The organism is Undibacterium sp. WLX3042, from assembly GCF_049544825.1.
GTDB lineage: Bacteria > Pseudomonadota > Gammaproteobacteria > Burkholderiales > Burkholderiaceae_D > Undibacterium.
Genome location: NZ_CP186698.1, coordinates 116,924 through 138,920, shown reverse-complemented (window position 1 = coordinate 138,920; position 21,997 = coordinate 116,924). Strand labels below are relative to the sequence as shown.

The 21,997-nt window shown below is 51.7% G+C and carries 19 protein-coding genes and 1 tRNA gene; 13 read left to right on the top strand and 7 right to left on the bottom strand.

Annotation, left to right across the window (positions count from 1 at the left end):
* The first annotated feature begins 62 nt into the window (after positions 1 to 62).
* From mpl to corA, 9 genes are all read left to right on the top strand, one after another.
* Positions 63 to 1,457 carry a UDP-N-acetylmuramate:L-alanyl-gamma-D-glutamyl-meso-diaminopimelate ligase gene (mpl, locus tag ACPAOP_RS00665; protein WP_423708932.1) on the top strand — a complete coding sequence of 465 codons (1,395 nt, stop codon included), beginning with the start codon at positions 63 to 65 and terminating at the stop codon, positions 1,455 to 1,457.
* On the top strand, positions 1,454 to 2,035 hold the full coding sequence (locus ACPAOP_RS00660) for a YqiA/YcfP family alpha/beta fold hydrolase (RefSeq protein WP_423708931.1): 582 nt from the start codon (positions 1,454 to 1,456) through the stop codon (positions 2,033 to 2,035). Before mpl ends, ACPAOP_RS00660 begins: the two co-directional genes overlap by 4 nt.
* A 2-nt stretch (positions 2,036 to 2,037) precedes the next feature.
* Positions 2,038 to 2,637 (top strand): chorismate--pyruvate lyase family protein, encoded by a 600-nt coding sequence (locus ACPAOP_RS00655; protein WP_423708930.1) that lies wholly within the window; start codon positions 2,038 to 2,040, stop codon positions 2,635 to 2,637.
* 147 nt (positions 2,638 to 2,784) lie between these two features.
* Positions 2,785 to 4,884, top strand: a complete 2,100-nt coding sequence (locus ACPAOP_RS00650; protein ID WP_423708929.1) for a ribonuclease catalytic domain-containing protein — start codon at positions 2,785 to 2,787, stop codon at positions 4,882 to 4,884.
* A gap of 35 nt (positions 4,885 to 4,919) precedes the next feature.
* Complete coding sequence (locus tag ACPAOP_RS00645; protein ID WP_423682240.1) at positions 4,920 to 5,813, top strand: TonB family protein; 894 nt, start codon at positions 4,920 to 4,922, stop codon at positions 5,811 to 5,813.
* Positions 5,810 to 6,667, top strand: coding sequence for a shikimate dehydrogenase (gene aroE / locus ACPAOP_RS00640; RefSeq protein WP_423708928.1), 858 nt, complete (start codon positions 5,810 to 5,812; stop codon positions 6,665 to 6,667). Before ACPAOP_RS00645 ends, aroE begins: the two co-directional genes overlap by 4 nt.
* On the top strand, positions 6,664 to 7,359 hold the full coding sequence (mtgA, locus tag ACPAOP_RS00635; RefSeq protein ID WP_423680850.1) for a monofunctional biosynthetic peptidoglycan transglycosylase: 696 nt from the start codon (positions 6,664 to 6,666) through the stop codon (positions 7,357 to 7,359). Before aroE ends, mtgA begins: the two co-directional genes overlap by 4 nt.
* Positions 7,356 to 7,817 (top strand): hypothetical protein, encoded by a 462-nt coding sequence (locus ACPAOP_RS00630; RefSeq protein WP_423680851.1) that lies wholly within the window; start codon positions 7,356 to 7,358, stop codon positions 7,815 to 7,817. The genes mtgA and ACPAOP_RS00630 overlap by 4 nt, the downstream gene beginning before the upstream one ends.
* A 186-nt stretch (positions 7,818 to 8,003) precedes the next feature.
* On the top strand, positions 8,004 to 8,978 hold the full coding sequence (corA, locus tag ACPAOP_RS00625) for a magnesium/cobalt transporter CorA (protein WP_423680852.1): 975 nt from the start codon (positions 8,004 to 8,006) through the stop codon (positions 8,976 to 8,978).
* A 124-nt stretch (positions 8,979 to 9,102) separates the two neighbouring features.
* On the opposite strand, the gene ACPAOP_RS00620 is transcribed toward corA, so the two are convergent.
* From ACPAOP_RS00620 to polA, 3 genes are all read right to left on the bottom strand, one after another.
* Positions 9,103 to 9,888 (bottom strand): substrate-binding periplasmic protein, encoded by a 786-nt coding sequence (locus ACPAOP_RS00620; RefSeq protein WP_423680853.1) that lies wholly within the window; start codon positions 9,886 to 9,888, stop codon positions 9,103 to 9,105.
* A 258-nt stretch (positions 9,889 to 10,146) separates the two neighbouring features.
* Entirely contained in the window at positions 10,147 to 11,835 is a 1,689-nt protein-coding gene (locus ACPAOP_RS00615; RefSeq protein WP_423680854.1) for a methyl-accepting chemotaxis protein, read from the bottom strand.
* A gap of 789 nt (positions 11,836 to 12,624) precedes the next feature.
* Entirely contained in the window at positions 12,625 to 15,405 is a 2,781-nt protein-coding gene (polA, locus tag ACPAOP_RS00610; protein ID WP_423708927.1) for a DNA polymerase I, read from the bottom strand.
* Here polA and ACPAOP_RS00605 point away from each other — a divergent pair, their 5' ends adjacent.
* A complete protein-coding gene (locus ACPAOP_RS00605; protein ID WP_423680856.1) occupies positions 15,406 to 16,149 on the top strand; it encodes a TIGR00730 family Rossman fold protein in 744 nt (247 codons plus the stop codon). It begins immediately after the preceding gene.
* 103 nt (positions 16,150 to 16,252) lie between these two features.
* Complete coding sequence (locus ACPAOP_RS00600; RefSeq protein WP_423708926.1) at positions 16,253 to 17,308, top strand: phospholipase A; 1,056 nt, start codon at positions 16,253 to 16,255, stop codon at positions 17,306 to 17,308.
* Between the two features lie 63 nt (positions 17,309 to 17,371).
* Here the strand turns inward: ACPAOP_RS00600 and ACPAOP_RS00595 are convergent, their stop codons facing one another.
* Positions 17,372 to 17,728 carry a DUF1304 domain-containing protein gene (locus ACPAOP_RS00595; RefSeq protein WP_423680858.1) on the bottom strand — a complete coding sequence of 119 codons (357 nt, stop codon included), beginning with the start codon at positions 17,726 to 17,728 and terminating at the stop codon, positions 17,372 to 17,374.
* Positions 17,729 to 17,788: 60 nt separating this feature from the next.
* Positions 17,789 to 18,232, bottom strand: a complete 444-nt coding sequence (locus tag ACPAOP_RS00590) for a thioesterase family protein (protein WP_423680859.1) — start codon at positions 18,230 to 18,232, stop codon at positions 17,789 to 17,791.
* 235 nt (positions 18,233 to 18,467) lie between these two features.
* Between ACPAOP_RS00590 and ACPAOP_RS00585 the strand changes: the two genes are divergently transcribed.
* Both ACPAOP_RS00585 and trmB read left to right on the top strand, forming a co-directional pair.
* Positions 18,468 to 18,541: transfer RNA gene (locus tag ACPAOP_RS00585), tRNA-Gly, on the top strand.
* A 25-nt stretch (positions 18,542 to 18,566) separates the two neighbouring features.
* Complete coding sequence (gene trmB, locus ACPAOP_RS00580; RefSeq protein ID WP_423708925.1) at positions 18,567 to 19,283, top strand: tRNA (guanosine(46)-N7)-methyltransferase TrmB; 717 nt, start codon at positions 18,567 to 18,569, stop codon at positions 19,281 to 19,283.
* Between the two features lie 51 nt (positions 19,284 to 19,334).
* Here trmB and ACPAOP_RS00575 read toward each other — a convergent pair whose 3' ends face one another.
* Both ACPAOP_RS00575 and recQ read right to left on the bottom strand, forming a co-directional pair.
* Positions 19,335 to 20,126: a fumarylacetoacetate hydrolase family protein gene (locus tag ACPAOP_RS00575; RefSeq protein ID WP_423708924.1), complete on the bottom strand. Its 792-nt coding sequence runs from the start codon at positions 20,124 to 20,126 to the stop codon at positions 19,335 to 19,337.
* Between the two features lie 23 nt (positions 20,127 to 20,149).
* The gene (recQ, locus tag ACPAOP_RS00570) at positions 20,150 to 21,994 is read right to left on the bottom strand and encodes a DNA helicase RecQ (RefSeq protein ID WP_423708923.1); all 1,845 of its coding nucleotides are present in this window, start codon (positions 21,992 to 21,994) and stop codon (positions 20,150 to 20,152) included.
* Between the last annotated feature and the right edge of the window lie 3 nt (positions 21,995 to 21,997).

Here is a 21,997-nt window from a genome sequence, read left to right as displayed (position 1 = left end):
GTGCATAGGGAAACACGGGCGCAGTCAGGTAGAATTGCGGGATTCTGAAATTTAGTTAAATTATGCACATTCATATCTTAGGTATTTGCGGCACGTTTATGGGCGGACTGGCTGTGCTGGCAAAGGAAGCCGGACATACCGTGACTGGCTGCGATGCCAACGTTTATCCTCCGATGAGCACACAGTTAGAAGCGCAGGGCATTACGCTCACGCAGGGCTTCGGGGCTGAGCAAATCGCGCTGGAGCCTGATCTGTACGTGGTCGGTAACGTCGTGTCGCGCGGCAATCCTTTGATGGAAGAAATCCTGAATCGCGGCTTGCCTTATGTTTCCGGTCCGCAATGGATGGGTGACCACATCCTGCGCCATAAGTGGGTACTCGCGGTCGCTGGCACGCACGGCAAAACCACCACCTCGGCGATGCTGACCTGGATACTCGAATATGCCGGTTACGCTCCGGGTTTCCTGATCGGTGGTGTGCCTTTGAATTTCGGCATTTCTGCGCGACTGCAAGGCAATCATGCCTCGGATTTTTTTGTAATTGAGGCTGATGAGTACGATACCGCGTTCTTCGATAAGCGCAGCAAGTTCGTGCATTACCACGCCAAGACGGCAATTCTGAATAATCTTGAATACGACCACGCCGATATTTTCCCTGATGTCGGTGCGATAGAAACGCAATTTCACCATCTGGTGCGCACGGTGCCGGGCGTTGGTCGTCTGATCGTTAATGGCCAGAACGAACCCCTGCAACGCGTGCTGCAACGCGGTTGCTGGAGCGAGAAAGAGTTTTTCGGCAATGAACAGGAATGGCGCATTGTCTTAAAAGACGGTGAAGATTTCGACGTCTTTTTCAACGATGAATGTCAGGGCACAGTGCAATGGCAGCTGAATGGCGAACATAATCGTCAGAACGCTCTGGCCGCGATTGCTGCCGCGCGCCATGTCGGCGTCAAACCTGAGATTGCGATTGAAGCGCTGGCGCAGTTTGTGAATGTGAAACGACGCATGGAAGTGCGCGGCATTGAAAACGGCATCACCGTGATTGATGATTTTGCCCATCACCCGACTGCAGTGGCGACGACGGTCGCCGGATTGCGCCGCAAAGTCGGCAACGCCCGTATTCTCGCTGTGCTGGAACCGCGTTCCAACACCATGAAACTCGGCACCATGAAACAAGCCTTGCCCGGCAGTCTGGCGGAAGCGGATCTGGTATTTGGTTTCGGAGCACATGAAGGCAAAGATGCGCTCGGCTGGGATTTGGCTGAAACGCTGGCGCCGCTGGGCGACAAGCTGGCGACTTTTTCGGTGATTCCCGAGCTGGTTGAATCGATTGTCCGTCAGGCGCGGCCCGGTGATTATGTGCTGATCATGAGTAACGGCGGCTTCGGTGGCGTGCATCAGAAATTACTCGATGCGCTGAAATCGCATGCACAGGCTGAGGTTGTGGCAGCATGATTGTTTACCTGCATGGTTTTCGTTCCTCCCCGCAGTCTTATAAAGCGCGGGTGATGCAGCAACATATGCAGGAGCTGGGACGCACGGATGAATTTTTTTGTCCTGCATTATCACCATCACCGGCAGAAGCAATCGCACAGGCCGAAGCCATCATTGCGACAGCGGATCCGGCACAACGCGCAACATTGACGGTGATAGGTTCCTCGTTAGGCGGCTTCTATGCGACCTGGCTGGCGGAAAAATATGCTTGCAAAGCTGTGCTGCTCAATCCTGCCGTTAAACCGCCACGCGATCTGGAAAGTTATGTCGGTGTGACGACGTATTATCACAGCGACGAAGTATTTGAATTCAAAGCGGAATATGTCGCACAATTGCGGGCCTTGGCAGTGGAAAAAATCACCCGGCCGGAACGTTATTTTTTGCTGGCTGCGACTGGTGATGAAGTTCTCGACTGGCGTGAAATGGTTGCGCATTATCCGGGGGCAAAACAGAAAATTATCGAGGGCAGCGATCACGGCATTGCCGAGTTTGCGGATTACCTCGGTCTGGTCATGGCTTTTTGTGATGACGAGGTCTGACGGTGCGTGATTCTGGCAAAGCCGTTCTGCGTTCCGCATTTCGTCATGCATCGGTGGCGCACTGGGTGGAACATGTCAACACCATAGACCGGCGGCCGGCCATGCAGGACTGGCTGACCAACCGCGATTCACTGACGGCCAGACTGACTGCACGTTGTACGCAATTTCGCGTGCAGCGTTTGTCGCAGCACAAGGCAGTCTGTCTGCCGGATGAGTACGCTGTGATCGGATTACCGCAGCGGCGTCAGGTGCATGAACGCGAAGTGATACTGCGTTGCGATGGCGAAGCAATGATATATGGCCATACCGTGGTGCCGCTGAGTGCAACGGCAACGCAATGGCCTTTGTTTCAGGGGTTGGGAGAGCGCTCTTTAGGCAGTACCTTGTTTAATGATCCGCAGGTGGTGCGCGGCACATTATCGTATGCCCGCTTGCATCAGACGCACCCGCTGATGCGTCGCATCGTGCGGGTATTGCCGGGGCTGTCGGCTGAACGCAGTCTGACGGCGCGGCGCTCGTTGTTCTGGCGTAAAGGCGCCTGCCTGCTGGTCACTGAGGTGTTTTTGCCCGCGGTGCTGACATTGCCGCGCAAGCTACGCTGACGCTGAAAACGGGGAAAAACCGGAAAAATATACTGGGGGGAGTATTTTAAAAAGCCTTTTAAATACAAAGACATCAGGCTGAAAATACAAGATACTCCCCCCGATTGATAAAAATACAGACGTAAAAATGAAGAAAAGAAGTCTTGCATGAATTTATTTTTTGAAGAATCGGGCGATTTTAAAGCGGGCAGCATGATGTCGCAGGCAGGGGAAGCCTATCAGGTTGAACTGGCAAGCGGTAAGCGCAGCAAAGTCAAAGCCAAGGATGTGCTGTTGCAATTCGCAGCGCCTGATCCGGTTACGCTGATCGAGCAGGCACGCGCTGCTGCTGCAGATATTGACCTCGAATTTTTATGGGAAGTCGCGGGTCAGGAAGAGTTTGGTTTTGCTGAACTCGGTGCTGAATATTTCGGTCACGCACCACAACCAGTCGAAGCCGCCAGCCTGATTTTTGCCTTGCATACTGCGCCAGTGTATTTCTACAAAAAAGGCCGGGGCCGCTACAAGGCAGCGCCGGAAGCGTCCCTGAAAGCCGCACTCGCCGGTATCGAAAAGAAGAAACAGCAATTGCTGATCCAGGCCAGTTATGTCGAAGAGCTGAAGCAGCATCGTTTGCCTGAAGCAATGAAACCACTGGCTTTGCAACTCCTGTTCAAGCCCGATAAAAACACGATCGAATACAAAGCGCTGGCAGAGGCTTGCGACGCGTTGCAAATGTCGGCCTCACGCCTGATGCTGGCGACCGGCGGCATCCGCAGTCCGAAAGAATTACATCTGGCGAAATTTTATTTCGAACATTTCCCCAAAGGTCTGGGTTTCCCGACTATCACCATACCGGCATTACCATCAGATTTGCCGGTTGCCGATGTGCAGGCATTTTCGATTGATGATGTGACGACGACTGAAATTGACGATGCGATTTCTGTGGTTGAACTGGGTGATGGCAAACTGCGCGTCGGTATTCACATTGCTGCACCGGCTTTAAGCATCGCGCGCGGTGATGCGATTGATCAGCTGGCGCGTGCGCGTATGTCCACCGTATATATGCCAGGCGACAAAATCACCATGTTGCCGGACGATCTGGTCGATACATATACCCTCGGTGCCGGACAAGCGCGACCTGCCGTATCGCTGTATGCGACGCTCGATACCGCTGACTGGTCGGTACTGAACACCGAAACCAAGATCGAGGCGGTGCCGATTGCGTCGAATCTGCGGCATAACGATCTGGATGCGCTGGTGACCGAAGAAAATCTGGCGAACGATGCTGGTGATTATCCGCATAAAGCCGAGATCGCGCAGATCTGGAAATGGGCGCTGGTGCTGGAACAGGGACGTATGGCGAAGCGTGAAAGTTTCGGCATGAAGCCGGAACAAACCAATCGCGTTGATTTCAATTTTTATGTCGAAGACGATGTCGTCAGTATTGTCCGTCGCAAACGCGGTGCACCGCTCGATAAGATGGTAGCGGAGTTGATGATTTTCGCTAACAGCACCTGGGGTAAATTGATGGCGGATCATGGCATCCCCGGCATTTACCGCGCACAGGGCGTGGCCGGTGGCCGCGGTCAGGGCGGCTGGGCTGGTCGCATGCAAGTCCGTATGCTGACGCATGCCGCGCCGCATCAGGGTTTGGGAGTCGATCAGTATGCGTGGAGCACGTCACCTTTACGCCGCTATACCGATCTGGTGAATCAGTGGCAGATTATCGCTTGCGTACAACATGGTGTGACCGCACCGCTGGTGGCGCCGTTCAAACCGAAAGATGCCGATTTGTTCGCGATTGTTTCAGCTTTTGACGCAGCTTATTCTGCCTACAACGATTTCCAGACCAATATGGAACGTTACTGGTGCCTGCGTTGGCTGGAGCAGGAACAGGCACGTCAGGTCGATGCGGTGGTGTTGAAAGATGAGATTCTGCGTCTGGTTGAGATTCCGCTGGTGATCCGCTTGCCAGGCATGCCGCAGACTGCCCGTGGCGCGCAAGTCCGACTCGACATTTTGCGTTGGGATGAAGTTGATCTCAGCGTTGAGGCACGCATACTCGAAGTGCTGGGAACCGTGACGGATATCGGTGAAGAAGAAGTGCTGGAAGCTGAAATGGATGCGGAGCTTGAAAACGCGCTGGAACTTGCGGTCGATGCCTTACCGGATGAAGCTGTTGCAGCAAGCGACGATCAGGAAGCGGTCGCCGGTGACAGTGTTGACAGCAGCGATAGCGATAAGATTCAGCCACAAGCAGAGTAATGAACAGCGCGACAGAAAAGACAGACAGCATGCCCATGAAATCCGTGTTTGATAATTTGATACTCACGATTGCACTTACCGTTTCCGTGGTCGTTCATGCGGCATTGCTGCTGGTTCATTTCGTCGCACCCAAGCCTGCAGAAACGCAGGCCGCAGACCCCGGGCTGGAAGTGATACTGGTCAATTCCAAACATGACCGCAAGCCTTTGAAAGCAGATGCGCTGGCACAAGCCGATTTGGATGGCGGCGGTGCGCATGACAGCGGTCGCAGTAAATCGCCGTTGCCGGATATGAACAGAAGCGAAGACGGTGACAGTATCCGTAATGCGACCAAACGCATAGAAGAGCTGGAACAGCAGCAACGGCAATTGCTCGATCAGGCCAGACGTCAGGAAAAATTCCGCTTGCCGCAGCAAGAGAAACGCCGACTCGATGACAGCCGCACGCCTGATAAAGGCAGCGACGATCTCGATACCAGTAAAGCTCTGGCGCGGATGGCTGCAGAAATTTCACAGACGATAGAAGACCAGAACAAGCGTCCGCGCAAAACCTTCATTACGCCGAGTACACAAAAAGTCGGTTATGCGATGTATTACAAAGAATTGCAAAAGCGCATAGAAGATTTCGGCACCCTGAATTTCCCGCAAAAGGAAGGGAAAAAACTATACGGTGAACTGATCGTGTATATCCCGATTTTCCAGGACGGTACCATTTATGAAAAAGAAGGCGGCCCGCGCATAGAAAAATCTTCCGGTAATAAAGCACTTGATAAAGCCGCCTTGCGTATCGTTCGCAGTGCTGCACCGTTCGGCAAATTTCCACAGAACATGCGTTCGGATGATAAAGACGATTTATGGGTAGTCATTACCCGCTTCAAATTCACGCGCGATCAGCAACTGGAAACTGAGCTGCGCGGAGGTAAAAAATGAATCACACCGTAACACCGGATCACTATGTCGTGATTGGCAATCCCGTCGCGCACAGTAAGTCGCCGTATATTCATGCCGCATTTGCCGCGCAGACGGGGCAAATGCTGGAGTATCAGCGATTGCTGGCACCACTCGATGGTTTTGCCGCCAGTGTGCAGACATTCCGGCAGCAGGGAGGCAAAGGCGCGAATGTGACCGTGCCGTTCAAGCTGGAAGCCTGTGCACTGGCAACGGAATTAACTACCCGCGCTGCAGTTGCCGGTGCAGTCAATACCTTACGCTTTGATGGCGAAAAAATTTTGGGTGACAACACGGACGGCATCGGACTGGTGACTGACATCGTGCGTAATGCGGACGTACCTCTGCAGGGCAAACGCATTCTCTTGCTCGGGGCAGGTGGCGCAGCACGCGGCAGCTTATTACCTTTGCTGGAGCAATTGCCGGCAGAACTGGTGATTGCCAACCGCAGCTTGTCGAAAGCGCAGGAGCTGCAGCAACTGGCTGAGCAATATTTCCCTCAGCGTCCGGTTGCCGCCAGCACTTTTACCGATGTTGATGGTCGTTTTGATGTGATCATCAACGCGACTTCTGCCAGTTTGCATGACGATGTGCCGCCTCTGGCGGGTAGCTTGTTTGATACCGGAACGCTGGCTTACGATCTGATGTATGGTGCCCAGCCAACGGCATTTTTGCGTTTTGCAGCGACACACGGCGCGCAATGTCGTGATGGTTTGGGCATGCTGGTGGAACAGGCCGCCGAAGCGTTCTTTCTGTGGCGCGGAGTGCGCCCCCAAACTTCCGCGGTGCTGGCGGAGTTGCGACAGGCATTGAATGCCAGCGCGGAGGCGAAATGAAGCTGTTCCGCAGATTATTATTCTGGCTGGTCGGGGTGCCGCTGTTGCTGGTGATTTTGCTGCAAGCGTATTTTCTATTGCAGATTTGCTGGTGGATTAATTTCAATCCTTCTTCCACCAGTTTCATGCGCCAGCAACTCAGCGTGCTGCAAGAGAAAAATCCAGATGCACGGTTGCAGCATAAATGGGTGCCGTATAACCGCATTTCCACACATCTGAAACGTGCTGTGATTGCTTCAGAAGACGATACCTTCGTCGATCATGAAGGTGTTGATTGGGAGGCGATGCAAAAGGCTTATGAAAAGAACCAGAAGAAAGGCAAGGTTGTTTCCGGCGGCTCGACAATCACACAGCAACTTGCCAAGAATTTGTTTTTGTCCGGTCAGCGTAGTTATCTGCGTAAAGGTCAGGAACTGATCATTACGTACATGCTCGAAGCTTGCATGAGCAAGCGCCGCATACTGGAAATTTATTTGAATTCGGTTGAGTGGGGCGTTGGTGTATTCGGCGCCGAAGCGGCGGCACAGCATTATTACGGCATCAGTGCAGCCAATCTGGGGGCTGCGCAATCGGCGCGCTTAGCGGTGATGCTGCCTAAGCCTCGTTACTTTGATAAAAACCAGGGATCAGGATATCTGCAAAGACGGACTGAGTTAATTTTAAAACGCATGACTTACGCGGAGGTACCATGAATTTACAACGACAACGTGGGCTGAGCCTGATCTGGATTTCTGCTTTGTTTATGTTGCTGGGGCTGGTATCGATGGGTTTTTTATATACGATACGTTATGGCCATTTGCCGATGCAGGAAGTCTGGACGAAATGGGGAAAGTCGGCGAACGTGATCGGCAATGAATTAAAAAATGTCACGGGCGTACAGGAACTTACTCTGCCTGGACAAAACAGCGGTGGCGTGCGTCAGGCCGCCACGGTTGAATCCGGTGTGCGTCGTTGTACGATTGATGGAAAAACGGTGTACTCTGACACCGCCTGTCTTGACAGTAATCCGACCAGCAGGAAGGTCAAGCTGAACGATACTCAGGGATTCGTTAAACCTCCGGTACCAGCCGAGGATGCCGGTGCCAGCCATGCTGATCAGGATTTACGACTGCAGGCACTGGAAAAGGCGTTGCAAAAGGCGCAGCGGTAAAAGTAACAGCGCAAACGCCGGACGTTTGTCGGGTAAGGTATCAGCTGTTGTACTGATACATAGTGAATGAAGAAATTTAAGTCAGGTCTGGTCTTGCAATGATGCCGGGTGGTGTGCAGCAATTTGTTTCACTCTCCGTATCGCGTGTTCAGCCTCACTCCTAGCAGGTTTTTAGCGGAATTGCCCATGATTAATGTTTTCGTATTACACAACGGACGGCTGAGCCAGATCAATATCGAAAATCGTGCCGATCTTGAAAATACCTTGCCGGTGTGGGTCGATCTGACTGATCCGAATGAAGAAGAGCGCGAATGGGTCAAGAGTATCTACGGCGTGACGTTACCGGGCGAAGACGAAGTCAAGGATATTGAAGCCTCTGCGCGGTATTACGAAGCGGACAGCGGCGATCTGCATTTGCGCACCGATTTTCTGATCGACGAAGACGAAGATGATGAACCTGCGCGCACGGTGACAGTTGCATTCATTCTGGCGCGCGATATTCTCTTTTCTGTACACAATACTGATTTGCCTGTGTTCCGCCTGGTGCGCATGCGTGCCCGTTCACGTCCCGGTTCTATCAACGATTACAAAGATGTGCTGCTGGACTTATATGCGACCGATGCCGAGTATTCCGCGGATGCACTGGAAGGTATTTATCAGAATCTGGAAGACGTCAGCCGCGCTGTGTTGCAAAAAGAATTCAGCGATCAGGACGCAGCCGCAGCTCTGAACTCAATCGCCCAGGAGGAAGATCTGAACGGGCGCATTCGCCGCAATATGATGGATACGCGGCGTGCCGTCAGTTTTCTGATGCGCGGTCGTTTGCTGAATGCGGATCAGTTTGAGGAAGCGCGCCAGATTCTGCGCGATATTGAATCTCTCGACGGACACACCTCATTTTTGTTCGATAAGATTAACTTCCTGATGGACGCCACCGTCGGTTTCATCAATATTAATCAGAACAAGATCATCAAGATATTCTCTGTCGCCAGTGTGGCTTTCCTGCCGCCGACCCTGATCGCCAGTATCTACGGCATGAACTTTAAAGGCTGGTTTCCGGAACTCGACTGGGAACTTGGCTATCCATTTGCTCTGCTGCTGATGCTGGCATCTGCGATTACGCCGTTCTGGTATTTCCGTCGTCGCGGCTGGTTAAAATAAACGCAGTGGCATCAGGACCGGGGCAGTCTGATGTGCAGCCCTCAGATGTGTGCGTCAGCGACCGCGTCAGGATTGTCAGTTCGCTGGCGCCATCTTCACAAGTGTGAAGTATCGGGGTGCGGTATCAGGGTGGAGGTGTCTGCCAGCGTTGCTCTATCCGCGCATAGGTCCCGTTGGCTCTGATGGTCAGCAAACCGCTGTCGAGCAACTGTGCGTAGCGCGCGGCACCCGGCCAGGTTTTTGAAAAGCTGACAAACAACTTGTCTTCGAGCACGACACCGACCTGCTTGATCTTACCCTTAAACTCTTGCGGATGCGTGACACTGAGGTGATCGGCAACTCTGGTATAGACCAGCGAATAATCGGACCTGCCTCGTAATAATTTACGCAAATTCGACAGATCTGATGGCGCTGTTTCACGCACAATGCCGGCGTTGTTTTCAATCTCGCTGCCATAGGTATAACCATGTGTGAAGCCGATCTTATGTCCGCGCAGTTCCTGTCGACTGACCGTTGTCGAAGGATCGTCTGCCCGTGCATAAATGCCGATAACGGCTTTGAATATCGGTTCTTTGTGGAAGATAAACAGCGACGCGAGTTTGGCGTCCTGCAAGCTGTCGAAGCATCCCAGTGCTTGTCCTGTCTGCGCCAGCATCAGACAGCGTGAATACGGGGCAGGAGTAAACCGGACCTGAATGCCGGAGGCCGCATAAGCTGCCTCAATAATATCGGCGGCAAAACCGCGTATCCTGCCGTTTTTGGCTCCTGAGTAGGGATACCAGTCATCCTCACCAATCAAAGTGATTGTTTCAGCTCGCGCTGCCACTATAGCGTTGCCGCTCAGGAGAATGAGCAACAGCAGCAGACGCGTCAGGTATGCTGTGAAGTTGTTTGCACTACGGATAGTCATGCAAATGTAGTCGGAGATCAGTCTTACTTATCATATTGACGCATATTGGCTGATTTCGCTAAGACTTTGCCTGTATTTTCTGTACTTTGTACGTATTTTTACAACCTTCGCAAAACCAGGTGTTTATTTTGTTAACGGATGCCGGTAAAGCGTGTTACTGCGGCAGCTTTCTGACGGCAGGAAAATTATTAATTCCGGGTAATGTAAGAGGCACTCCGCGACGGTGATGCGGAGTGGGTTCCGGGAAGGCGATGATACTCAGCTCAACTGTGGTAGTTTTCTGTGAGAATCTGAAGTCGTGGCAGATGAAAATCTCGGTGCCGCCTTTGTTCTGGATCTGATCGCATCCGACGAACGCTTGGACGATTGCTCGGTCCTGTGGTCGAGTTTAAATACAGATAATGCATTAACCAGAGTGGTGGTCTGGACTTCCAGGCTGGAGGCCGCTGCAGCTGCTTCTTCGACCAGCGCGGCATTCTGTTGCGTGACTTCATCCATCAGTGTGACCGCATCATTGACTTGTAAGATGCCGGAACGCTGCTCTTGAGATGCGGAAGCGATTTCACCGATCACGCTGGTGACTTTTTCAGAGGTGACGATGATTTCCCGCATAGCGTTGCCGACCGTGCCGGTCAGCGCAGCACCAGTCTGAATTTTACGCATCGATTCATCGATCAATTGCTTGATTTCTTTTGATGCAGAAGCACTGCGCTGAGCAAGATTGCGGACTTCCGATGCAACGACTGCGAAGCCGCGCCCTTGCTCGCCAGCGCGCGCTGCTTCTACTGCGGCATTCAGTGCCAGAATATTGGTCTGAAATGCGATGCCCTCAATGATGCCGGTGATTTCTATCATGCGCTTCGATGAGTGGCTGATGTCCTCCATCGTCGCAACCATCTGCTCTGAAATTCTGCCGCCATCGCTCGCCACGCGCAAGGCATCGCTCGCCATATTGCTGGCCTGACTGGCGTTTTCCGAGTTTTGCGATACGGTTGAGGCAAACTCTTCCATACTGGCAGCCGTTTCCTCCAGAGACGAGGCCTGCGATTCCGTACGGCTTGATAAATCCATATTGCCAGCAGCAATTTCTTTGGTCGCAATACTGATTTTTTGTGAATTTTTACGTACGTCACCGACAATCGAATGCAGATTTACACGTAACTGACGCAGCATCCGTAATATTTGTCCGAGATCATCGGTGCGCGTGGTGTTGATTTCCCCTGTCAGGTCACCACCTGCCATGATTTTGCAGGCCTCAAGCGCTCGCTTGCTGGGAACCGTGACTGCTCTGTGAAAGTTATACCAGGCAGAGAATGCGCTGAATGTCGCGAGCAACAGAAACGCACTCAACCAGCGGATTTCACTTTCCTGATCAAACTTCACGAAGTTGCAGATCAGTGCGAACAACGAAGAAAGTAGCATCAGCGCGGCTGTCAGCGCGAGATGATGACTGACGGAAAATCTGAAACTGGAACGTAATCTGGCGCTGAGACTGTTACTGACGGCTCCACCCTGATGCAGACGAATATTGTTAGGGTTACCGTTCTTCAGCTCGGCGTATAGTTTACTGGCGTCGCTTATCTGCTTGGGAGATGCTTTGGTGCGCACAGACATATAGCCGACAGCTTTGCCATCCTCTATCACTGGTGTGATGTTGGCGCAGACCCAGTAATAGTCGCCATTTTTGCAGCGGTTCTTGACGATACCGGTCCATGGTAAGCCCGATTTTACCGTGGTCCATAAATCAGCAAAGGCTTCGACAGGCATGTCCGGATGACGCACGATATTTTGCGGTGCGCCCAGCAGTTCATCCATCGTGAAACCACTGACTTCAATGAAATACGGATTAGCGTAGGTGATGTTTCCTTGTAAGTCGGTCGTGGAAACGATCGATTCTGTCTCACTGATCAGATACTCGTTCTGAGTGACTGGCATATTTAAACGCATACTATTCCTCTATTATCTGAGCGGCTTGAATACTCACATCTTGTTTGATTCAACATAAATTCGCAGCAGCTTCATTAGCTGCGAATGAGATGCGGGTGAAATATTCAACATCAGTCTGCTTGGCCGGTAAAAAACAGGTGCAACAGCTGGCATCAAAGCCGGAATAGCTAAGCAGGCAATATGCATCAAAAACGTCACTCAACTTACGCGAGTGAACAAAGCATGATCAACGATAGAAAATGTTTGTTTTTTGACTTTACGCCAAGAAAATATACCTGACAATAAGTAAATTTTCTGGATGTAAAAATGAAGTTGCTCGACGGATATATTACAGCGCATGGCTCGTCTTTTCTGTCATTCTCAACCATCAGTATGACAAATGAAATGCAGGTTTTTGTTATTTCAGGGCACCCTGAAACAAGCTGAAGCCAGGCAGAAAAAATCCTCTGTTAACCTTGTTCCGACGGGAAAACTATAATACACACATCGCTATGCGTAAAGTTAAATACTGTTGCAGAAAGGACGGGGCTGGTCAGTAAAAGTAATGCTTTTTCATAGAGAAAAACGTTGTTATTTTGCGGGGTACAAGTATTGCCAGAGTTAACTTTAATTAACTATTCAGCACGGAAAATGGACTCGATGAAGGGGAAACAACAATATCCTCTGACTGCGATACAAGCTGACTTAGCTGCTGAACTTTGTACCGGAATCATTTCACAAAGCGGGAACCTTCATACATGCGCCTGCCAGCACGAAATGCTGCCAGCAGGCGCATGTAGCAAGGGGACGTTAATGCGCTTCTTCCCAGTTTTTTCCTATACCGACTTCTGCCAGCAAGGGTACGTTCAGCTGTGCCACATTTGCCATCAGTTCCGGCAGTTTATTGCGTATCAGATCCAGTTCGGATTCCGGAACTTCCAGCACTAGTTCGTCATGTACCTGCATGATCATTTTTGATTGCAGGCGTTCTTTTTCGAGCCAATTCTGGACTGCGATCATGGCGAGTTTAATCAGATCGGCAGCCGTGCCTTGCATAGGTGCATTGATCGCCGCGCGTTCAGCAGCCTGACGGCGCGGGCCGTTAGGACTGTTGATTTCTGCCAGCCACAGACGGCGTCCGAACACGGTTTCAACATAGCCGTGTGCCTTCGCTTTGGTGCGGGTGTCGGCCATGTACTGCGCAACGCCTGGATAGCGCTGAAAATATTTGTCGATATAGCTTTGTGCCGCTGCACGTTCTATGCCGAGATTACCGGCGAGTCCAAATGCGCTCATACCGTAAATCAGACCGAAATTAATCACTTTCGCGTAGCGCCGTTGCTCACTCGTGACATCATCAAGTGCGACACCAAAAATCTCAGCGGCTGTCGCTTTATGTACGTCTTCGCCATCGGCAAAGGCTTTCAGAAGACTGGCATCACCGGAAATATGCGCCATGATGCGCAATTCAATCTGCGAATAATCGGCGGAAATAATGACATGGCCGGGAGCCGCGATAAAGGCTTCGCGGATACGGCGTCCTTCGGCGGTACGTACAGGAATGTTCTGCAGATTAGGATCGTTCGATGCCAGGCGGCCAGTGACCGCAACGGCCTGCGCATAGTTGGTGTGCACGCGGCCTGTTTGCGCATTGACCATTTTCGGCAGCTTGTCGGTATAGGTCGATTTGAGTTTTGCGAGCCCGCGGTATTCCAACAATACTTTGGGCAGCGGATAATCTTCGGCCAGTTTTTGCAAAACTTCTTCATCCGTTGAGGGGGCACCGGATGGTGTTTTTTTGACGACGGGTAAGCCCAGTTTGCCAAAGAAAATTTCACCGAGCTGTTTTGGCGAATTCAGATTAAACGGTTGTTCTGCGAGTGCGTAGGCGTTTTGTTCCAGCTCCAGCAAACGCTTACCGATTTCATTCGACTGAGCGCTGAGCAAGTTTTGATTGATCAGGACGCCGTTGCGTTCTATTTTTTGTAATACGACCGAAGTGGGTAATTCTATGTCGTGATAAACGCGTTGCAAGCTGGCGTCTGCTTCGATTTCTGGCCACATCGCCAGATGCAATTGCAGTGTGATGTCAGCATCTTCTGCGGCATAGTCTGTTGCACGCTGCAGATCCACCTGATCAAAACAGATTTGCGCCGCACCTTTGCCGCAGACGTCTTCAAAACTGATGGTTTTTTTGCCGAGATGGCGCAGCGCAAGGCTGTCCATGTTATGCGATTTATGCGACTCAAAAACATAAGACTCAAGCAAGGTGTCGTGGACGATGCCGCGCAGCGCGACGCCATGATTTGCAAAAATATGCGTATCGTATTTCAGGTTTTGTCCGACCTTGGCTTTGCTTTCATCTTCCAGCCATGGCCTGAGTTTTTCCAGTACCAATTCGCGTGGCAATTGTGCCGGGGCATCAGCATATTGATGTGCTACCGGGATGTAACAGGCATGACCAGCTTCGCAACACAGAGAAATTCCGACCAACTGCGCTGTCATCGGTTCTAGCGAGGTGGTTTCAGTATCGACTGCAGTCAGGCTGGCGTTATTGATGCGGGTGATCCAGGCGTCAAGCTGGGTTTCGGTTAATACAGTTTCGTAATTGCTGATAACAGCCGCAGGCATTGCGCTGTCATCATTGAATAAGCCCGCCTGTGCAGGCGTATTACCTGAACCAGCAGCGGCTTTTGGCGTTGCGCTTAACGGTGTCGCGCCCGCCGTTGCATCGCCGGATAATTCACGTAACCAGGTCTTAAAACCGTAGCGTTTGTAGAACGCCAGCATCGCTTCTTTGTTTTCTTCCTGTGCGACCAGCGATTCATCGATAGAAATATGGTGTGCTGATAAATCGCAGTCTGTTTTGACCGTGATCAGTACACGGCCCTGTGGTAACCAGTCTAATGCCGCACGCAGGTTATCGCCGACCACGCCTTTGATTTTATCTGCATTGGCGATCACTCCGTCGAGAGTATCGTATTCAGTTAACCATTTGACCGCTGTTTTGGGGCCGCATTTGGTCACACCGGGAACGTTATCGACGGTATCGCCTATCAGTGTCAGGTAATCAATGATGCGACCGGGTGGCACACCGAATTTTGCGAGTACACCTGCTTCGTCAAGCTTCTCGTTGCTCATAGTGTTGATCAGGGTGACGTGGGGATTGACCAACTGAGCGAGATCCTTGTCTCCGGTTGACACGATGGTATTCAGACCGCGTGCGGTGGCCTCGACAGCGAGTGTACCGATCACGTCGTCGGCTTCGACGCCTTCGACCATCAGGATAGGCCAGCCCATGGCTTTGACGGCCTCGTGTATCGGTTCTATCTGCAGGCGCAAATCATCAGGCATGGCCGCACGTTGTGCCTTATATTCGGGATACAGGTCATCACGGAAAGTTTTGCCTTTTGCATCAAATACGCAAGTCATGTATGCTGCCGGATAATCACTGCGCAAACGGCGTAGCATGTTGATCATGCCGTAGATGGCGCCGGTTGGCTCTCCTTGCGGATTACGCAGATCGGGCATGGCGTGAAAGGCTCGGTACAGATAACTTGAGCCATCGACTAATAACAGGGTATTTTGCATATGAACGGAAACGGAAACAGAAAAGATGTGACGAGGTTGCGCCAGATTATCGACCGCGATAAGGCAACCGCCTTAAAAGCACGTGAATCGTGGCATATGTTCACGATTATGGCAGAGTTTATCGAGTCCACCGAGCGCCTTTCGACGATACGCCCGGCCGTGACTATTTTTGGTTCAGCCAGAACCAAACCGGACGACAAATACTATCAGCTCTGTGTGGACCTTTCCCGACGATTGTCGGATCAGGGTTTTGCGGTCATTTCCGGCGGAGGCCCCGGCATTATGGAAGCCGCGAACAAAGGTGCCTATGAAGGGGCTTCTCCATCGGTGGGACTGAATATCGAATTACCGCACGAGCAGCGCACGAATCCATGGCAAAACATCAGCCTCAGCTTCCGTCATTTTTTTGCACGCAAAGTCGCGTTTGTGAAATACGCCGATGCGTATGTTGTGTTTCCTGGCGGCTTTGGCACGATGGATGAAGTCAGCGAAGTGTTGACTCTGATTCAAACCGGCAAGACGCGGCATATTCCCGTGATTCTGGTGGGAACGAGTTTCTGGAGTGGTCTGCTGGAATGGATCCGGGTGCAGATGGTCGGCAATGGCATGATTGCCCCGGAAGATATGAATCTCGTGCATCTGATCGATGAACCGGCAAACATTGTCGATGCGATTTTTGCCTTCTATGAAGCACGTGATATCGAGCCTTCCGAAGATGAGCGGCAACGTATGTTGTACCTGTAATAATCGGCCATGAAATTTCTTGCGGAAATAAGTCAGACAGAACAATGCAATGAAACAGAAAATAACGGATATATCAAATAAGCCGCAGCGGAGGATATGGCCGATGAGCGCACTATTACTGGCGATGTACAGTATGAGCGCCGCGGCGCAGACGCACTGCGTACAATTGGACAACGATGCACAGCGACTCGCCTGTTACGATCAGTTGCATAACAGGAACAAGAATGCCACGGATGCAAATGCCGTGAATTCTGTGCCTGCAATGACGGCGGAAACAGTTGTTTCACCTGTTGCACCGCTTCCCGTTGTTGCAGAAAGTGAGGCGCCGCGTTCGTTTCTGAGTGAGCGGGTGGATGGCTTAACTGAGCGCTGGGATCTTGATCCGTCGAATAAAAATCCAAGGTTTTTACCGCGTTTGTATAAGCCTGTGTACATTCTGCCGGTGGCTTACAGTAGCCGGATCAACAAAGCGCCTTACTCGCCGACACCTGGTCATCAGTCCGATGCCATTGGCCTGAGTCCTGCTGAAGCGAAATTCCAGTTGAGCTTTAAATCCAAAATCTTTGATGGTTTGCTGGGTGACAGAGCGACGATCTGGGGCGGTTATACGCAATCATCGCGCTGGCAGGTTTACAACGACGATTTGTCACGGCCATTTCGTGAAACAAATTATGAGCCTGAACTGATGGCTGTATTTTCCACGCCGTTTGAAGTGATGGGCTGGCATGGGCGCATGGCGTCGGTTAGCTTAAATCATCAGTCGAATGGCCGTTCCCTGCCTCTGTCGCGTAGCTGGAACCGCGTGATCGGCGAAGTTGCCGCCGAGCGTGGAGACTGGAGTATCAGCCTGCGCCCCTGGTGGCGTATTAAGGAAGCCGTCGGTAATGATGATAATCCGGGCATTGAAAACTATATTGGCCGTGGAGAAGTATTACTGACACGTAAGACAGGTGAACATATTTTCACTTTTCAGGGGCGACACAGCCTGCGCAGTGGAAAAGAATCGCGCGGCTCTGTGCAACTGGAATGGGCATTTCCGCTGGTTGCTGGTTTGCATGGATATGCACAGATATTCAGCGGTTATGGCGAAAGTCTGATTGACTACAATTTTCGCCAGAACAGGTTTGGTCTCGGTATTTCCCTGGTCGAGTGGCGTTGATAAAAAAGCCCGTCAGCCAACAGCCACGGGCACTTTTTATTGCTGAGTAAGAAAACTGCGGATTCAGGCGACATTCACCAATATCAGGCCGAGCAAGGCAGGCAGCGCCTGAATATAGAGTATCTTTTTGCTGGCGGTCGCCGCACCATACACACCGGCGAGCAGTACGCAGCCGAGGAAAAATACTTTTACATCATGCCCGGCAGTTCCGAGGCTGAGTCCCCAGAACAGGCCCGCGGCAAGAAAGCCGTTATACAAGCCCTGATTCGCCGCCAGCACTTTTGTCACTGCTGCGGATTCTTTGGTTTGCCTGAAGGCTTTCATCCCCGCAGGTTTGTCCCATAAAAACATTTCCAGTATCAGGATATAGACGTGTAACAAGGCGACCAGACCGACGATGATGTTTCCTAATAAAGCCATGCGTATGCTCCTTTTTTCTTATAAATGATGACGACAATGAAGACTCAGATTGTTCTGATGTCAGTCCAGCCAGTTTACCCGGCTGAATTTGTTTTTAAACTCTTCCGGCATAGGAACGACTTTTCCGAGTTGGTAATTGAAAAATACAAAACCTGATTTTGCCATTGCTACCAGCGCCTGATCGGCAGGGCGACTGATACGGAAAGTGATGTCCCCGCCATATTTATTAAAGTCCATCACGCCGACTTCAAACAGCAACTGGTCACGCGCATGTCCCTCGGCTTTGTAAGTGGTCGCCAGATCCGTGACGATGATACCGACACCATCCTGCGCTGTTTCCCGGATACCGAATTCAAAAAGAAAACGCGCACGCGCTTCGGAAATCATCGAAATCATGGAATCGTTACCGAGATGATTGGCGCCGTTGATATCGGTCACGCGAACGGTGAGTTGTGTGGAGTAATAGTACTGGTCTTCTGGGAAATGCAGTTGCAGGCGAGCCATGGGAATTTGAAAAAGAGATAAGAGATAAAGTCTGATTGTAGCCGTTCTCAGGCTGTATTGGACGGCTTGATACCTTATCTGGCTTTGTCTGCCAGCCTGCCCAGAAAAAGAAAACGGCTGTCTGCCACGGTACTTGCACTCATGCTTTGGCAGGCACCGTCAGCGGTTTTTCGATAACAGTACGGGGCGCAGATGTTTGCCAAGGATAGTCAAACCCGCTTAAAATGGCGGTTTCGCGGGCGTAGTTCAATGGTAGAACGGCAGCTTCCCAAGCTTCATACGAGGGTTCGATTCCCTTCACCCGCTCCAGTAAATTCTTCCTTTCATTTCCCGTATGCCTGATTCCAAGCCTGCTGACAGCAGCAAACCGCTGTTTTATGATCCTACTGAGCGCCGCATCCGCAGCTTTGTGACCCGCGCCGGACGTTTGTCTGATGCGCAGGCGCGTGCGATTGAAACTCTGGGGCCGCGTTTTTGTATTCCGTATAAAAAAGAGCTACTCGATATTGACGCGGCTTTTGGCCGTCATGCGCCGACGGTATTTGAAATTGGTTTTGGCATGGGCGAAACCAGTGCCAAAATTTCTGCCGGCATGCCTGAGACAAATTTTATCGGTGTTGAAGTACACACGCCGGGAGTGGGCAGTCTGCTGAAACTGACGGATGAGATGGGTTTGCAAAACCAGCGCATTATTCAGCATGACGCAGTTGAAGTTCTGAACAATATGATTGCGCCAGCGTCTTTGCATGGTGTACATGTATTCTTTCCTGATCCTTGGCACAAAGCGCGTCACAATAAGCGCCGTCTGATACAGGGCCCAATGGTGCAATTACTGGCGTCCCGACTGGCACCTGGCGGTTATCTGCATTGCGCGACAGATTGGGAAGATTATGCTGTACAGATGCTCGAAGTATTGAGTGCTGAGCCAGCGCTGGAAAATACGGCTGACGGTTATGCGCCTCGCCCTGATTATCGTCCGGTGACCAAATTTGAAAATCGTGGCCTGCGTTTAGGGCATGGTGTCTGGGATCTGGTATTCCGTAAAAAATAATATTTGCAGTAGCTAAAATAATGGCAGCCAGTGAGTCTGAGCTGCCTTTTTTTATGCCGGTGATTTACTGATAAAACGCACCTGGAGTTTACCGAGCTGTCCGAAACGGACGCTCACATCTTCATGTAAAGGAACATCGGGGCTGCCAGCATAAGAGCCGGTAATAATGGCCTGACCTGCCTGCAAACTCTGACCACGATTACGCAGAAATTCAATCAGCCAATACAGCGGCGCACGTGCGTTAACTGCATGATGCACGCCAGAAAATTCTTTAAATGTTCGCCCGGTAAGGCTGATTGTGATCGGCATTGTTTGCAGGTTTGCCGCATTGTCAGCGTGGATCACCGGCCCAAGATATAAGCCCTGATTAAACAGGCCATCAGCAAGATGTTCGGCAAAACTGGCCGCTTCGGGATCGTCGTAACGCGTGCCTATCAATTCCAGCGCCAATCGTATTTCCTTTATCGCAGCATCGATTTCGGCCACCGTATAAGACGCTGCACGAGCTGGTAAATCATGCCCGAGAATAAAGGCCAGTTCCGGTTCTATGCGTGCGGATTGTTGGTTGCTCCAGACTTCGCAGGTCTCCGTTTCCTGAAAAACAATGCTGGCATAAATCGGCGCGAGTACGACCTTGTCTGTGCCCGGCATTCCGCATTTCCATGCCGCTATTCTGTCCGCTGATTGCTGACTGACTTTCGCTTGTATCGCCAGTGCCCGATCCAGATTTTGCGGGCGACAGGATTCTGGTAATCGTTCGCCTTTGCTGCCGTTACGCCGGCGTTCGAGCAGGATAGCGGCAGCCTCAGAAATGCGCTGCTGATCAGTGTGAAACGAAGGCATATGCAGATTACTCCGGTGTCATGTCAGGCGGCGTGCAGTTCGGCAATCAGTTGCAAAATTTCAGTGCCGTAGCTGTCAAGTTTTTTATCACCGACGCCGGAAATCGCTCGTAGCGCAGTCAGTGTTTGCGGGGCATTGCGGGCGATCTCGCGCAATGTCGCATCCGGGAAAATCACATACGCCGGAACATTGTGCGTGCGCGCTGTTTCGACGCGCCACCAGCGCAGTTTGTCAAACAATGCCTGTTCTTCCGCGCCGAGTTCAGTTTCTGCATAGTCTTTCGCAGACTGGCGTTTATGTTTCAGCGCTTTTTCCGCTTTTTTGTACTGACGCAACTGCACTTTGGTTTCGCCGCGCAAAACAGCGCGCGAGGCCTCGGTCAGTTTCAGAGCGCTGTAATTTTCATAGTCAACCGCAATCAGGCCGAGCGCAATCAGTTGGCGCAGAATCGCGCGCCATTCGGCTTCGCTTTTGTCTGATCCTATGCCATAGGTTGATAACTGTTCGTGACGCCACTGTTGTACGCGCTCGGTATCGATGCCGCGCAAGATATCGACAATGTGACCAGCAGCAAAACGCTGATCGACGCGGTAAATGGTGGACAGAATTTTTTGCGCCGCGATTGTGCCATCGAATGAGGTCGGCGGGCTGAGGCAGGTGTCACAGTTACCGCAGGGTTCGGATCGCTGGCCGAAATAATCAAGGAGTTGCACGCGGCGGCAATTCAGGGTTTCACACAGCGATAACATCGCATCAAGCTTGGCGCCCTGCACGCGTTTATACGTATCGTTGGATTCCGATTCATCAATCATGCGGCGCTGCTGAACCACGTCTTGTAAACCGTATGCCATCCAGGCATTGGCACTGGCGCCATCGCGCCCGGCACGACCGGTTTCCTGATAATAACCCTCGACGCTTTTTGGCAGATCCAGATGAGCAACGAAACGCACATCCGGCTTATCTATCCCCATACCAAACGCAATCGTGGCACACATGACGATGCCGTCTTCCCGCAGGAAACGCGCCTGATTGCGGCTGCGCTCCGTCATGTCCATACCGGCGTGATAGGGCAGGGCGGTGATGCCGTTTTCATTCAGAAATTCGGCAGTTTCCTCCACTTTTTTGCGCGACAGGCAATACACGATACCGGCGTCACCTGCATGCTGCGCCTGTATGAAATCCAGCAATTGTTTGCGCCCGTTCGCTTTTTCGACGATCTGATAACGTATGTTCGGGCGGTCAAATGAAGACACAAACTGCAGCGCATTTTCCAGTTGCAGGCGATGGATGATTTCATCGCGGGTCTGCTGATCGGCGGTCGCCGTCAGCGCAATGCGCGGTACCTGCGGAAAGCGTTCATGCAGCATCGACAGGCGGATATATTCAGGACGGAAATCATGTCCCCATTGCGATACGCAATGCGCTTCGTCAATCGCAAACAAAGCGATATCGACGATTTCCAGCAATTCCAGGCAGCGTTGCGTCAGCAAACGTTCGGGCGCGATGTAGACCAGATCAAGCTCGCCGTCGCGCATTTGTTTTTCGACCGCAAGGATCGCGTCGAAATTCTGGGTGGAATTCAGAAAGGCTGCGCGTACACCGACTTCGGCCAGCGCATCGACCTGATCCTGCATCAGCGCGATCAGCGGAGACACCACGATACCAACGCCGTGCCGGATCAGTGCCGGAATCTGATAGCACAGCGATTTACCGCCGCCGGTGGGCATCAGTACCAGTGCATCGCCACCGTGGACGACATGTTCTACGATATGGCCTTGTTGCGAACGGAAAGCGGGATAGCCAAAGACGGTTTGCAGCAGGTGCAGCGCCTGATCAACCGTATTGGCGGGATAACTTGCTGATGACACTGC